The sequence below is a fragment of the Nonomuraea sp. NPDC049758 genome (assembly GCF_040674635.1).
Taxonomy (GTDB): Bacteria; Actinomycetota; Actinomycetes; order Streptosporangiales; family Streptosporangiaceae; genus Nonomuraea.
The window spans coordinates 454,528-467,049 of record NZ_JBFAMZ010000001.1; the positions used below are offsets into that span (position 1 = coordinate 454,528).

Genomic DNA, 12,522 nt, shown 5'->3' on the forward strand with positions numbered 1-12,522 from the left:
CCCGCTCAGTCGTCGCCATCGCCATCGTCATCGTCTTCGTCGTCATCGTCTTCGCGGTCGTCATCGTCGTCTCCGCCGGTCCAGGCGCGATGGTGGTCGTCGTCGCCATCATCATCGCCGCCTCCGGGCTTCGGCGCGGGCGGCTTGACGGGTTCCGCCTCGGTTCCCGGCGACGTGAACGGCCGTACGTCGCCGACCGGCGTCCCCGGCGAGGTCGAGACCGTGACGGACTCCCCCAGATCGGGCCCGTCGCCGGCCGCCCGCACCCAGCCGGCCGAGAGGAACCCCGCCGCCGTCAGCGCCACGAGAATGAGCATCACGCGTTTCATGAGGTAGAGCGTCTGCCTCGCCGAGGAGACCATCCTGAGGCCAGGATGAGGAACCTCTCATCCCTTCCCATCCGGCCCGTCGTCATTAGAATCATGTTCTGATACCGGCTGGTCGGTCAGGAGGTCTTCATGAGGGTGCGGGACAAGGTGATCGTCGTGACGGGCGCGGCCGGCGGCATCGGACGGGCGATGGCCCTGCGCTTCGCCGCCGAAGGCGCCGCCGGGATCGTGCTGGCCGACCTGGACGAGCCCGGCGCGAGGGCCGTGGCCGACGAGATCGGCGAGCGGGCGGTGGCCGTCCGCGCGGACGTCTCCGTCGAGTCCGACGTGGCCGCGCTGGCCGAGCCCACCCCCTTCGGCCCGGTGGACGTGTTCTGCTCCAACGCCGGCATCATCGGCGGCTCCGGCCTCGACGCCCCCCTCCAGGAATGGACCTCCCTGTACGCGGTCAACGTCCTGGCCCACGTGCACGCCGCCCGCGCCGTCATCCCCGGCATGGTCGCCCGCGGCGGCGGCTACCTGCTGAACACCTGCTCGGCGGCCGGGCTGGTGAGCTGCCCCGGCGACGCGCCGTACGCCGTCACCAAGGCCGCGGCCATCGCCTTCGCCGAGTGGGTGGCCATCCACTACGCCGCGCAGGGCATCAAGGTCAGCGTGCTGTGCCCGCAGGGCGTGCGTACCGGGATGCTGGAACGCGGCGTCGAGGAGGACCATCTGACGGCGCGCGCGGTGGGGGCGGCGGGCGCGATCCTCGACCCCGCCGACGTGGCGACCGCCGTGATCGACGGCCTGGCCGCCGAACGGTTCCACATCCTGCCCCATCCCGAGGTGGCCGACTTCTACCGCCGCAAGGCCGAAGCCCCGGACAGATGGCTAGCCGGAATGTCCAACTTCATCACCACCCTCCAATCCCCTCCGACCGCCTGACCACGAGCCGCCTCCTCCACACCCCACAAGCGTCCCCGCAAGGCACTCCCCTCGCCGTCGCCGTTCGCGAAAGGCCCGACCTGACCATGGACCAGCAGCTCACCCGGACCGCCCGCCAAGCCTGGCGCCGCCTGGAACCCGTCCACGGAATGATCTACTTCGTTCCCGAGGCCACCACCCGCTACGCCGCCCTCGGCCTCACCGGCATGTCCGGATATTTCACCTCACGCTCCGCCCCCTTGGGCCCCGCCCCCGCCGACCTCGTCATCGCCACGTTCTACAACTTCAACCCCGACCTCGTACGCCGCTCCCTCCCCTGGGACCAGGTCACTCCCGCCCAGGTCCTGCAAGCCCGCCACGAAGCCGCCGCCGAAGCCCTCCGCCGGGCCGCCGTCCACGAACTGCCCGACCTCGTCCCCGTACTCGCCCTGGCCAGGCGCGCCGCCGAGGCCGCCTGCGACCACCCCCAGGGCCGCCCCCTGTTCGCCGCCCACGCCGCCCTCCCCTGGCCCGACGACCCCCTCCTCCAGCTCTGGCACGCCCAGACCCTCCTGCGCGAGTTCCGCGGCGACGGCCACGTGGCGACACTGCTGGCCGAGGGCATCACCGGCCTCGAAGCCCTCGTCCTGCACGCGGCCAGCGGCGAGGTCGCCAAGCCGTTCCTCACCATGAGCCGCGCCTGGCCCCCCGACCAGTGGGCCCACGCCGAGACCACCCTCCGCACCCGCGGCCTCCTGACCGCCGACAACGACCTGACCCCCGAAGGCAAGTCCCTGCGCCACCACCTCGAAACCCGCACCGACACCCTGGCCATGCCCGCCTACGGCGCCTTGGGCGAACCCGACTGCGAACGCCTCGCCGACCTCGCCCGCCCCTTCGGCCGCCGAGTGGTGGACGCCGGCCTCCTCAAGCTCACCTGATCACCTGCGCCCCGGTTCCTTCCCGAGGGCCGTCAGCTGCGGGCCGGACGAGGAGACAACCGCTGATCTGGGCGAAGCATGACGTTACCGATACCCCGCCAGGGGAAGATCGCCGGACATGTCGGAGACACCACCACCCCAGAGCCAGCCGTACCCGGGCCGTACGGACGAGATGTCCCCCGAGCCGCGCGACGAGATGCGCGGTTACGAAGGCAGGGACCTGCTGGCGGGCAAGAAGGCGCTGATCACCGGCGGTGACTCGGGCATCGGCCGGGCGGTGGCGGTGGCGTTCGCCAAGGAGGGCGCGGACGTCGCCATCGCCTACCTCGACGAGCACGACGACGCCAACCACACCCGCGGCCTGGTCGAGCAGGAGGGACGGCGGTGCGTGCTGCTGCCCGGCGACCTGGGCGACCGCGACCACTGCGCGACGGTCGTGGAGCAGGCGGTCTCCGAGCTGGGCGGCCTGGACGTCCTGGTCAACAACGTGGCCTACCAGGCGCCGGTCGACTCCCTGGAGGAGCTGACGGACGAGCAGTGGGAGCACACGTTCGCGGTCAACATCCACAGCTACTACCGCGTCACCAAGGCCGCGCTGCCGCACCTGCGGGAGGGCAGCGCGATCGTGAACACCTCCTCGATCAACGGCCTGCGCGGCAACAAGACCCTCATCGACTACGCCGCGACGAAGGGCGCGATCAACGCCTTCACCTACTCGATGGCCCAGAACCTGGTCGAGCGCGGCATCAGGATCAACGCCGTCGCCCCCGGCCCGGTCTGGACGCCGCTGATCCCGGCCACGATGCCGGAGGAGAAGGTGGCGAAGTTCGGCGCGCAGGTGCCCATGAAGCGGGCCGCCGACCCCGACGAGATCGCCCCTTCGTACGTGTTCTTCGCCGCCGACCGGCTGTCCTCGTACTACACGGGCGAGGTGCTGGCCCCGATCGGCGGCGAGACGCTCCCGGGCTGACCGCGCAGGTCAGAGGTAGATCGAGCCGCCCTTCCCGAGGAATTCGGCCGCCTTGTCGGCCATGCCCGCCCGCACCTCGTGGCTGAGCTTCATCGAGCAGAACTTCGGGCCGCACATCGAGCAGAAGTGCGCGGTCTTGGCGGGCGCGGCCGGCAGGGTCTCGTCGTGGAAGGCGCGGGCGGTGTCCGGGTCGAGCGACAAGTCGAACTGGTCCTCCCAGCGGAACTCGAACCGGGCGTCCGACAGGGCGTCGTCCCACGCCTGGGCCTGCGGGTGACCCTTGGCCAGGTCCGCCGCGTGCGCCGCGATCTTGTACGTGATCACGCCGGTCTTGACGTCGTCGCGGTTGGGCAGGCCGAGGTGCTCCTTGGGGGTCACGTAGCAGAGCATGGCGGTGCCGTACCAGGCGATCATGGCGGCGCCGATGCCCGAGGTGATGTGGTCGTAGCCGGGGGCAATGTCGGTGACGAGCGGGCCGAGGGTGTAGAAGGGCACGTCGTCGCAGAGCTCGCGCTGCAGGTCGACGTTCTCCTTGATCTTGTGCATGGGCACGTGGCCGGGGCCCTCGATCATCACCTGCACGTCGTGCGCGTGCGCGATCTTGGTCAGCTCGCCCAGGGTGCGCAGCTCGACGAACTGGGCCTCGTCGTTGGCGTCCGCGATCGAGCCGGGGCGCAGCCCGTCGCCCAGCGAGAACGTCACGTCGTAGCGGGCCAGCAGGGCGCACATCTCGTCGAAGTGCTCGTACAGGAAGCTCTCGCGGTGGTGGGCCAGGCACCAGGCGGCCATGATCGAGCCCCCGCGCGAGACGATCCCGGTCTTGCGTCGCGCGGTCAGCGGGACGTGCGCCAGCCGCACGCCCGCGTGCACCGTCACGTAGTCGACACCCTGCTCGCACTGCTCGATCAGGGTGTCGCGGTAGACCTCCCACGACAGCGCCTCGGGCCGCCCGCCCACCTTCTCCAGCGCCTGGTAGATGGGCACGGTCCCGACCGGTACGGGCGAGCTGCGGATGATCTGCTCGCGGGTCTCGTGGATGTTCGGCCCGGTGGACAGGTCCATGACGGTGTCGGCGCCCCACCGGGTGGCCCACGTCATCTTCTCGACCTCCTCCCCGATCGAGGAGGTGACGGCGGAGTTGCCGATGTTGGCGTTGATCTTGACCAGGAAGTTCCGGCCGATCGCCATCGGCTCGGACTCCGGATGGTTGACGTTGGCGGGGATGACCGCCCGCCCGGCCGCGACCTCCTGCCGGACGAACTCGGGCGTCATCCCCTCCCGGACGGCCACGAACTCCATCTCCTTGGTCACCACGCCGCGCCGCGCGGCGCCGAGCTGGGTGACCGGCGACCCCCACGCCGAGCGGTCGGTACGCGACGGCCCCGAGGTGTCGTAGAGCCGCACCGACGTGCCGTTCGACAGCCTGACCTCGCGCATCGGCACCTGAAGGTCACCGATGTAGATCTTGGAAAAGCGCGCGTCGCTCATCGCGCAAACTCCCTTCGCCGGCATTATCCGGAGCAGGTTCTGGCGGTCGGCGGCTGACAGCCGTCCTCTCAGCCCGGTCCGCACCGGGCTCCCGCGTTGGTCATCGCGATCATAACCCCGCGCGTGGCAGGATCAAGGGGATGTCTGATCCCATTGCGCACACGACCGCCACCTACGACCGCATCGCGCGCCAGTTCGACGAGCAGTTCACCGAACCGCCGCCCTCGTTCGCGGCCTTCCGCGACCGGTTCGCCGCAGCCCTGCCGGCCGGAGCCACGGTCGCCGACCTGGGATGCGGCCCGGGGCGCGAGTCGGCCTGGTTCGCCGGACGCGGCCTGACCACCGTGGGCGTGGACCTGTCGATCGAGATGGCCAGGCTCGCCGCCGGGCACGGCGTGCCCACCGTTCTGGGCGATCTGCGACGCCCGCCGTTGTCGCCGGCGTCCCTGGACGGCGTCTGGTCGGCCGCGGCCCTCGTGCACGTGCCGTCCGAGCAGACCGAGCCCACGCTGCGCGCCTGGCACGCGGCGCTGCGCCCCGGCGGGGTGCTCGCGCTGACCACCGCCCTGGGCGACAGCGAGGGCTGGGAGCCGGTGCCGTACCGGACGGAGTACGAGCGCTGGTTCGTCCACCGCGACGCGGGCGACCTGCTCGCGGTGCTGGACGCGGCCGGGTTCGCGGTCGCCTGGCACGAGACGAACGTCACCCACCGCACGTGGTTCAGCGTGCTGGCGACAGCGCGCAGCTCTCCCCGGCCCTAGTCTCCAGGTCGAGCGCGCGGGCGCGCAGCCCGTCGAACGAGCCCGCGGGCCAGGCGGCCGGCAGCGCGGGCAGCAGCTCGATGACGCCGGCGTGGCTCTGGAGCAGCATCTCGGCCACCCCGGCGGTCGCGCCGAGGTTCCCGTCGATCTGGAACGGCGGATGGGTGTCCCACAGGTTGGGCAGCGTGCTGGCGCGCAGTTGCCCGCTCAGCATGCTCAGGGCACGGTCGCCGTCCTTGAGCCGGGCCCAGAAGTTGACCTTCCAGGCCATGCTCCAGCCCGTGCCGCCGTCGCCGCGGGCTTCGAGGGTGGTGCGCGCCGCGGCCAGGTGCTCGGGGGCGGTGAGCTGCGTCCCGGGGTGCAGGGCGTAGAGCTGGGAGACGTGCCGGTGCCGGTCGGACGGGTCGTCGAGGCCGGCCTTCCACTCCTGGAGCTGCCCCCAGGAGCCGACCCGCAGCCCCGGATCGAGCCGGTCGGCCGCCGCGCGCAGCCGTCCGGCGAACTCGACGTCCACGCCGAGCGTGCGCGCGGCCGCGGCCGTTGTCGGCGAGCACGCCCCGGACGCGCAGCCGTCCGGACTCGGCGGTCACTTCCTCCCCGCCGTCATGTGCGGTGCCGAAGCGTAACGTGAACCCCACCCGTCCCGGAGGCCCCGCCGACAGCCTCCCGACGATGACGTGCGCCGGGTACGAGGCGAAATATTCCCTGGTGAGGACCACGCCGTCGGCGTCCTCGTAGGTCACGGCGGCCACCGCCGTCTCCAGGTCGAGCATGCGCCGGTAGCCGCCGGAGAAGCCGCCGGTCACGTCGAGCAGCAGCTCGCCGAAGTTCTGGAACGCCCCGAAGCCGGGAATGTGCCCCACCATGCTGTAGGACGGGTTCCCCAGGATCGCGGCCACGTCCTCCGGCGCCATCGAACCCCGCTCGTCGATGACCCGCCGCACCGCGTCCAGAGCGCCGGGACGGTCCGCCGGCCAGTTGCCGGATCCACCGGGCTCCGCGCTGCCCGGACCGCCGGTCCACAACGATTTCTCGTTGAGCTGGACGCGCTCGGTCGCAAGCGTCCCGAACACGCAGGCGCCGAGCGCTCCGTTGCCGATCGGCAGGACGTGTCCTTCCCAACTGGGGGCGGGCTCGTCGTACCGGAGCGTCAGCATGGCGATCAGCCTCAGGTTTGGCGATCGCCCCTGGCGGTACGGACTCCCTCAGGGGAACTATGATGAAGATCGCCGCTGTGGCCGCGATCGTGGCTCTCGCCACGATCGGACCGGCTGCCGCCTCTGGGGACGGCATCGAGCAGCAGGAAGTGAGCAAGCAGCAATACCGGACGCTGACCGCCCAGTGCCGCTACGCCGACACACAGGCCCTGCGCCAGAAATGCAGGCAGGCGGTCAAGGACAACTACCGTATCGGCCGGCGCAACCGTTCACTCGACTGCCGGACGTACTCCGGCGTGACGGTCTGCGGCGAACTGCTCCTCAGCAAGACCGAGCGCGCGTGCATCGACGAGTCCACCAGACAGGGCTTGGCCTATCGCCGCGCCGAAGTGGAATGTTACGTGGCCTGACCATGATCGTCGCAGGTGTCGACGGCTCGCCGACCGGACTGCTGTCCGTCGACTGGGCCGCCAAGGAGGCAGTGCTGCGCGGGGTGTCGCTGACCGTGGCCCACGTGGTGCCCGACTGGGTCTGCCGCCCGATCTCCGGCCGGTACGCGGAGGTGGGCAAGTGGATGCGCGACGGCGCCAAGGAGGTGCTCGCGGCCGCCGAACGGCGGGCCCGCGAACTGGGGGCCGAGGTGACCACGGAACTCGTGCCCGGCGATCCCCGCGCCGCGCTGATCAAGACCGCCGAGCAGGCCGACCTGCTCGTCGTCGGCAGTCGTGGCCTGGGCGGCGTACGCGGGCTGCTGCTCGGCTCGGTCGCCCATGGGGTGGCCGCGCATGCCCGGACTGACGTCGTCCTGGTCCGCGATCCGCCCGCCGTTCCGCGCGGTGAGCTGGTGGTCGGCGTCGACCGTTCCGAGGGCAGCCTCCGCGCGCTGAAGTTCGCCTTCGCCGAGGCCGAGCTGCGCGGGGCCCGGCTGCGCGCGGTGGAGGCGTTCGCCTGGCCGCGTCCCTCGGGCTTCGGGCCCGCCGATCCGGAGGCCGAACGCGAGACCCGCGAGGCCCTGCGGACCTTCCTCGCCATACCCCGGCAATGCCATCCCGGCGTGGAGGTGATCGAGGACGTCGTGCACGGCCATCCCGTCGAGGTGCTGCGCGAGGTGGCGGCCGGGGCCGACCTGCTGGTCGTCGGCAGCCGGGGCCACGGCACGCTGAAGGGCATGCTCATCGGCTCGGTCAGCCAGGCCATGCTGCACCACGCGCCCGGGCCGCTCGCGATCGTGAAAGCCACCTCCGCCTAGGCGACGTTCCCGCAGGCCACCGCCTTCGCCGCCCCCTCCTGCCTCCGGCCGCCCTGCCCCGGACGCCCGCCGGTGGCTAACCGGCGGCCGGCGCCGCCGCCGCCACTATGCCGGCCACCCGGGGCGCGGCCAGCCGTACGTAGTCGTCGGTGGCGAGCGCCAGGGAGCGGTCGAGGCGCGCGGCGTTGAAGTAGATCTCCGGCAGTTCCAGCAGCGAAGGATCGACCACCAGCTCAAGGCGGGGGTCATGGCTGAACGGCAACACCGTCCCGCTGACGCTGCCCGCCAGTTCCTCCGCCCGGTCCTTGTCGGCGAAGGCGACGTACGTGCCCTCCAGCAGCCCCTTGACCGCCTGCAGATCCAGCCGCGCGTCGCCCGGCACGACGGCCAGCACGTGCCGGGTGCGCTTCTTGCCGATCTTGACCATCACGATCAGGCACTTGGCCGCCTGCTCGACGCCGTGCCCGCGCAGGGCGCTCACCTGCTCGGTACGCCCCTCCGCCGGATGGTCGATCACCCGGTACCGCGCCCCGCCGGCATCGAGATCGGCGATCAGCCGCTCATAGGCATCCGTCCGCCGGTCGGCGTCAGGGCCTTCGTCGGCGTCGGGACGTTCATAGGCGTCGGGACGTTCGTAGGCGTCAGCCGGGTCACCAGTCACTGCTCAACATCTCCTTGGCCTTGGCGATCCGGCCCTCGTCGCGCTGGTAGAACACCCACTGCTTGATCTTCGTGCCCCGGATCAGCCCCGCCTGGGCCAGCACCTTGAGATGCTCGCCGCACGTGGGCCGGCTCACGCCCAGCTTCTCGGCGATGAACAACGAACAGACGCCGTCGCGTACGAGATCGCCGTCGCGCTGCGGGCCGAAGTGCCGCTCGGGGTCGCGCAGCCACTCAAGGATGAGCAGCCGTTTGTCACTGGCCAGCGCCTTGACCAGATCCACATCCACCGAGCCAGTATGGCAATAAGCTAATTACCTGTCCACACCCAGCAAGCCCCTGAGCCGTACGACCTCAGGACGCCTGCACCACCGGCGCACCTTCGCTGGCCTGCACCAGGACGAACCCCTGCCCCCGGAACGCCAGCTGCATGGCCTCGCCGCTCCCGCGCCCGATCAACGCCCCGACCTTCATCGTGCGGTTGACCCCGACCTGCAGCCCCGTGCTCCAGCACACCGCCGCCTGCCCGTCCACGAACGTCGGCATCCGCGCCACGTCCAGCAACACCGGCGTGCCGTGCGTGGTCACCGCCACCCACCCCGTGCCCGTCACCGTGGTGTTGAACAGCCCACCGGCCGCGACCCCGGCCCCCTGAACACGCTGGATGTCCCACCTGAGCTCCGGCCCGAACGCCAGCAGGTTCCGCCCGTTGACCGTCAGCCCCTCGTTCTCCAGGTAGAAGAGGTGGATGTCGTCGGCGTTGTCGGCCAGATAGAGCTGCCCCTGGCCGCGCACCCGCATCAGGGAGGCCCCCTCCCCCGTCACGGCCTTCTTCAGCAGCCTGCCGAGCCCGCCACCCTCGTAGTCGAAGTCCATCTGCCCCTGGAAGGCGACCATGGACCCCTGCTTGGCAAGCACCTCGTGCGGCAACTGGACCCGCAGCATCTTGCTGTTCTCCAGCGCGAACCCGCCGGGAAGCGGCTGGCCGGCCAGGTTGCCGAAGATCGAACTACGCACGTCGCGCCTCTCACGTCGATGGTCGTCGCCGCCGACGTGCATCCGGAGCCGGCCCGAGCGGCGTCATCTCCGCCGCTCCCACCACCTCCGGCACACCACTCCGGCGCCGTTCTACAACCCCATCAACTCGGCGCCCCGGACGCGAGTTCCCGCACCACCTGAATGAGCTCGGCCGGATCGAACGGCTTGGTCAGGTACGCGTCGACCCCGATCCCCAGCCCCCGCCTCCGGTCGTCGTCCTGCGCCCGCGCCGTGATCAGGACGACCTTGATGTGACTGGTCGCCTCCTCCGTACGCAACTTCTCCGCCGTCGCCCACCCGTCGAGGCAGGGCATCATCACGTCCAGCGTGATCACATCCGGCATGACGTCCATCACGCGATCCAGACAGTCCTGCCCATCGGTGGCGGTCGACACCTCGAACCCCTCAAGATTCAGGTTGACCGCGATGAGCTGCCGGATGACCTCGTCGTCATCCACGACCAGTACTTTGCCAAGAACGTCGCTCACGGGCGCAAAGCTAGCCCGTAGCGGGCCGGTCACGTGGGGTTTTCGCGGGATGCGTTCAAGGAGCGTTATCTGGTGCCGAGTGGTCCCCGGATGCTGATAGCCTTATCACTCGTCGCCCCCTTAGCTCAGGGGATAGAGCACCGGCCTCCGGAGCCGGGTGCGTAGGTTCGAATCCTACAGGGGGCACACACGATCTCCATCGCGAGACGGCCAAGGACCTGCGGAAACGCAGGTCCTTCTGCGTTCCAGGTGTGCCACCCGCTGCCACCGAGGGCGAGCATGAGCACGTACCGGGCGTGTACCGATCATGAGATGGCACGACGGCCCGCCGCTCACCGGCGTTGGATCATGCTCTCCGAACGGCAATGTACGTCGGGCAGCGCGCTCTGCGGCGGCGTCCACGTAGTCGGCTAACGGGCCAGCAGGTCCACGCTTTCGCAAACATGGCGCAAAACTGGCGAATCCGTTGGCCGATCAGGCGCGGGTGTCGCCGTTGCGCGGGTGGGCCAGGACGAGCAGGGCCTGTTGGGCCGGGTCCGACCGACGCCGCCGGGAGCCGCGTGCGGCACGCTGGGTGCGGATGAGTTCGGCCAAGCGGATGAGGGTGTGGTTGGACAGCGGAATCGCGGCACGACAGGACAGCAACGAGGTTCTTGGTTGGGGCATCGGATTACGGTGACTGCTGTCCTACCAGGAGCCTCCTCCGCCCTGCACATACCCCTAGTGGCCGGCTTCATCAATTCGGAAAGAGTTCCGTACTTGGCGGCCTCCGCCGGCACCACACAATGGTTCCTGGGTGAGTTTTGCCGGTATCGATGAGAACCGCGAGTTCGGCGGTGTTCTTCTCGGCCATGCCGTTTCTCGGGGCTGCGACGTGAGGCAACGTGTCCTGGTTACGACGTGTGTCGTTCACTCCCTCCTGCCGCGGAAGTCGAAGAATTCCAGCCCGCTTTCCGTGGACTTCTCCTGAAGGAATTCGCCCCATACTGGGACGGCGGCTCCCTTGTCCCAAAGTCCTGCATCGTCGTCGAGCGGGTAGAAGTCGTTGGTGACGTATTCGGGAAGGTCTCGGCCGTAGCTGATGATGTCCGTTCCCCATATCGACAGCACCTGACTGCCGTACGTGCCGCGGCCACCGGGCAGGAAGCGGTGTCCATAGAGCGGAATGAGCTTCGGCGCCCTCCCCAGCTCTTGTCCCGCGATCCGTAACGCCTCCGCACTGTTCTCCGGCGGGGCTCCCCATGACCTCAGCCAAGCACCGCGCTGCACATCATTCAGCACCTCACGCACAGGCCATTCCAAATGAAGGCGGAGTTCCTCCTCCTCACCGTCGCGCCAGTCCGGCCAGGGTCGCTCCCACGTGGCACCCTCCTCCGGCCGAGCGGAGTTGATGGGAAGTCCGGCGGCAAGAAACGCGCGGTGATCGTCGGCGAACTCGATGCCGTACTCAATCTCGATCCAGGCGAACTCCCTGTCGGTTAAACCCGGCTTGACCTCACAGATCCCGGACAATGCCAACCGCCGAGCGGCTTCACGACCGAGACGGACCGCATCAGGGTGCAGCACGCCCTCCACCATACCGAGCTACGGTTGTGAACGCGTGGGCCCTGCAGATCGGCGTCGGCAGAGGAATTGTGTGTGGTTCATCGGCGCATGGAAGGTGGCAAACTGCCTTTGACAGTGCACGCAAGACAGTGGAGAGCACTGGCCTCTTGGAACAGTGGTATGTAGGGTTCGCTCTCGCTATTGACGAATATTGTGCAGCCTGCCACAGCCGGGAAGCATGTTGACGCTCGCCGGGCTGCGGTCCGCGGAATCGGGCTGATCGGAGCCATGGGCGTGGGCGGCGGCTAGCAGGCGTCCGACGCGGGCTACAGTTGATCACGTTTGCCGCGAAATTCATGCCCCTCGCGAACCCGGAAAACTCCGCGACGGGCGCGGCGAAGTCTTCCCAGCGACCGAAGACACGGCCTGACAATGAGGTACGGAAAAGGGGGTCCATGCGGTACGCCGAGACCGGTGTGACGGAGGCGCGGGCGCATTTTCGCCGGACCCTCGGCTGCGCGGGTGTTCTGGTGGCGATCGTGCTGCTCGCCGCAGCCGTCGCGTGGGCGGACAGCCGGCTCGTCGACAGCGCGCTCTCGTATTGTTTCGGCGATCTCGACGCGGGCGAGGCGCTGGCCGGCCTGGTTTTCTCGGCGGCAGGTGGCTGCTTTTCATGGCCGTCTTCCTGTGCGGCGCGCTTCTCCTCGCCGGGTTCCGCGCGCTCGGGAGGCGAGCCGACGGCAGAGCCGCCGTCGCGGCTTTCCGGGTGGGCTTCTGGGTCACCGCCGCGCTTTTGGTGGTCGTCCCGGCCGGCCTGATTCTTTACGATTTCGCGACGACCGGAACCCCTACCGGCGCGGCAGGGCTCAATTGCGGCGTGGGCAACGTGCCGCCCTGGTGGCCGGGCTGGCTGCCGTCCTGAGGGCGGCCGGGATTGGCCGAGGATGCGGCGCAGCACCTTGCGAGCCCCTGGACATGCCGGCGCGTCGA

General features: G+C 69.7%; 15 protein-coding genes, 1 tRNA gene, 2 pseudogenes and 1 riboswitch. Of the genes and pseudogenes, 8 read left to right on the forward strand and 10 right to left on the reverse strand.

What is annotated here, in order from left to right:
- Positions 1 to 5: 5 nt before the first annotated feature.
- Positions 6 to 329: a hypothetical protein gene (locus AB0J46_RS02140; protein WP_364325169.1), complete on the reverse strand. Its 324-nt coding sequence runs from the start codon at positions 327 to 329 to the stop codon at positions 6 to 8.
- A 129-nt stretch (positions 330 to 458) separates the two neighbouring features.
- Between AB0J46_RS02140 and AB0J46_RS02145 the strand changes: the two genes are divergently transcribed.
- The 3 genes from AB0J46_RS02145 (at position 459) to AB0J46_RS02155 (ending at position 3,146) form a co-directional block, all read left to right on the forward strand.
- Complete coding sequence (locus AB0J46_RS02145; protein ID WP_364325172.1) at positions 459 to 1,256, forward strand: SDR family NAD(P)-dependent oxidoreductase; 798 nt, start codon at positions 459 to 461, stop codon at positions 1,254 to 1,256.
- Positions 1,257 to 1,342: 86 nt separating this feature from the next.
- Positions 1,343 to 2,176 carry a hypothetical protein gene (locus tag AB0J46_RS02150; RefSeq protein WP_364325175.1) on the forward strand — a complete coding sequence of 278 codons (834 nt, stop codon included), beginning with the start codon at positions 1,343 to 1,345 and terminating at the stop codon, positions 2,174 to 2,176.
- A gap of 118 nt (positions 2,177 to 2,294) precedes the next feature.
- On the forward strand, positions 2,295 to 3,146 hold the full coding sequence (locus tag AB0J46_RS02155) for an SDR family oxidoreductase (protein WP_364325178.1): 852 nt from the start codon (positions 2,295 to 2,297) through the stop codon (positions 3,144 to 3,146).
- A gap of 9 nt (positions 3,147 to 3,155) precedes the next feature.
- Here AB0J46_RS02155 and thiC read toward each other — a convergent pair whose 3' ends face one another.
- Complete coding sequence (thiC, locus tag AB0J46_RS02160) at positions 3,156 to 4,634, reverse strand: phosphomethylpyrimidine synthase ThiC (RefSeq protein ID WP_364325181.1); 1,479 nt, start codon at positions 4,632 to 4,634, stop codon at positions 3,156 to 3,158.
- Positions 4,627 to 4,739: riboswitch (TPP riboswitch) on the reverse strand. It overlaps the preceding gene by 8 nt.
- A 35-nt stretch (positions 4,740 to 4,774) precedes the next feature.
- On the opposite strand from thiC, the gene AB0J46_RS02165 reads away from it, so the two are divergent.
- Positions 4,775 to 5,395, forward strand: a complete 621-nt coding sequence (locus AB0J46_RS02165; RefSeq protein WP_364325184.1) for a class I SAM-dependent methyltransferase — start codon at positions 4,775 to 4,777, stop codon at positions 5,393 to 5,395.
- Here AB0J46_RS02165 and AB0J46_RS02170 read toward each other — a convergent pair.
- Positions 5,355 to 5,909 (reverse strand): glycoside hydrolase family 95-like protein, encoded by a 555-nt coding sequence (locus tag AB0J46_RS02170; protein ID WP_364325187.1) that lies wholly within the window; start codon positions 5,907 to 5,909, stop codon positions 5,355 to 5,357. The genes AB0J46_RS02165 and AB0J46_RS02170 overlap by 41 nt on opposite strands.
- A gap of 76 nt (positions 5,910 to 5,985) precedes the next feature.
- A pseudogene (locus tag AB0J46_RS02175) lies at positions 5,986 to 6,552 on the reverse strand (glycoside hydrolase N-terminal domain-containing protein); the annotation flags it as partial.
- Between the two features lie 59 nt (positions 6,553 to 6,611).
- On the opposite strand from AB0J46_RS02175, the gene AB0J46_RS02180 reads away from it, so the two are divergent.
- Both AB0J46_RS02180 and AB0J46_RS02185 read left to right on the forward strand, forming a co-directional pair.
- A complete protein-coding gene (locus tag AB0J46_RS02180) occupies positions 6,612 to 6,962 on the forward strand; it encodes a hypothetical protein (RefSeq protein ID WP_364325190.1) in 351 nt (116 codons plus the stop codon).
- 2 nt (positions 6,963 to 6,964) lie between these two features.
- Positions 6,965 to 7,801: a universal stress protein gene (locus tag AB0J46_RS02185; protein WP_364325193.1), complete on the forward strand. Its 837-nt coding sequence runs from the start codon at positions 6,965 to 6,967 to the stop codon at positions 7,799 to 7,801.
- A gap of 76 nt (positions 7,802 to 7,877) precedes the next feature.
- Here the strand turns inward: AB0J46_RS02185 and AB0J46_RS02190 are convergent, their stop codons facing one another.
- The 4 genes from AB0J46_RS02190 to AB0J46_RS02205 all read right to left on the reverse strand — a co-directional run bounded on the left by AB0J46_RS02190 (position 7,878) and on the right by AB0J46_RS02205 (position 9,987).
- A complete protein-coding gene (locus AB0J46_RS02190) occupies positions 7,878 to 8,462 on the reverse strand; it encodes a YbaK/prolyl-tRNA synthetase associated domain-containing protein (RefSeq protein WP_364325196.1) in 585 nt (194 codons plus the stop codon).
- Complete coding sequence (locus tag AB0J46_RS02195; protein WP_352349708.1) at positions 8,452 to 8,751, reverse strand: winged helix-turn-helix domain-containing protein; 300 nt, start codon at positions 8,749 to 8,751, stop codon at positions 8,452 to 8,454. Before AB0J46_RS02195 ends, AB0J46_RS02190 begins: the two co-directional genes overlap by 11 nt.
- A 64-nt stretch (positions 8,752 to 8,815) precedes the next feature.
- Complete coding sequence (locus AB0J46_RS02200; RefSeq protein WP_358283169.1) at positions 8,816 to 9,478, reverse strand: AIM24 family protein; 663 nt, start codon at positions 9,476 to 9,478, stop codon at positions 8,816 to 8,818.
- Between the two features lie 122 nt (positions 9,479 to 9,600).
- Positions 9,601 to 9,987, reverse strand: a complete 387-nt coding sequence (locus AB0J46_RS02205; protein WP_352349704.1) for a response regulator — start codon at positions 9,985 to 9,987, stop codon at positions 9,601 to 9,603.
- A 114-nt stretch (positions 9,988 to 10,101) separates the two neighbouring features.
- On the opposite strand from AB0J46_RS02205, the gene AB0J46_RS02210 reads away from it, so the two are divergent.
- A tRNA-Arg gene (locus AB0J46_RS02210) sits at positions 10,102 to 10,173 on the forward strand.
- Between the two features lie 297 nt (positions 10,174 to 10,470).
- Here AB0J46_RS02210 and AB0J46_RS02215 read toward each other — a convergent pair.
- Both AB0J46_RS02215 and AB0J46_RS02220 read right to left on the reverse strand, forming a co-directional pair.
- Positions 10,471 to 10,632: pseudogene (locus AB0J46_RS02215) on the reverse strand (IS5/IS1182 family transposase); the annotation flags it as partial.
- Positions 10,633 to 10,896: 264 nt separating this feature from the next.
- A complete protein-coding gene (locus AB0J46_RS02220; RefSeq protein WP_364325200.1) occupies positions 10,897 to 11,553 on the reverse strand; it encodes a hypothetical protein in 657 nt (218 codons plus the stop codon).
- Positions 11,554 to 12,205: 652 nt separating this feature from the next.
- Between AB0J46_RS02220 and AB0J46_RS02225 the strand changes: the two genes are divergently transcribed.
- Positions 12,206 to 12,454, forward strand: coding sequence for a hypothetical protein (locus tag AB0J46_RS02225; protein ID WP_364325203.1), 249 nt, complete (start codon positions 12,206 to 12,208; stop codon positions 12,452 to 12,454).
- Positions 12,455 to 12,522 lie beyond the last annotated feature (68 nt).

Bases quoted from the DNA above. Each gene is read 5' to 3' on its own strand.
- AB0J46_RS02185 (WP_364325193.1), top strand. From the start codon at position 6,965: ATGATCGTCGCAGGTGTCGACGGCTCGCCGACCGGACTGCTGTCCGTC.
- AB0J46_RS02140 (WP_364325169.1), bottom strand. From the start codon at position 329: ATGAAACGCGTGATGCTCATTCTCGTGGCGCTGACGGCGGCGGGGTTC.
- AB0J46_RS02155 (WP_364325178.1), top strand. From the start codon at position 2,295: ATGTCGGAGACACCACCACCCCAGAGCCAGCCGTACCCGGGCCGTACG.
- AB0J46_RS02150 (WP_364325175.1), top strand. From the start codon at position 1,343: ATGGACCAGCAGCTCACCCGGACCGCCCGCCAAGCCTGGCGCCGCCTG.
- AB0J46_RS02225 (WP_364325203.1), top strand. From the start codon at position 12,206: ATGGCCGTCTTCCTGTGCGGCGCGCTTCTCCTCGCCGGGTTCCGCGCG.
- thiC (WP_364325181.1), bottom strand. From the start codon at position 4,634: ATGAGCGACGCGCGCTTTTCCAAGATCTACATCGGTGACCTTCAGGTG.
- AB0J46_RS02180 (WP_364325190.1), top strand. From the start codon at position 6,612: ATGATGAAGATCGCCGCTGTGGCCGCGATCGTGGCTCTCGCCACGATC.
- AB0J46_RS02165 (WP_364325184.1), top strand. From the start codon at position 4,775: ATGTCTGATCCCATTGCGCACACGACCGCCACCTACGACCGCATCGCG.
- AB0J46_RS02145 (WP_364325172.1), top strand. From the start codon at position 459: ATGAGGGTGCGGGACAAGGTGATCGTCGTGACGGGCGCGGCCGGCGGC.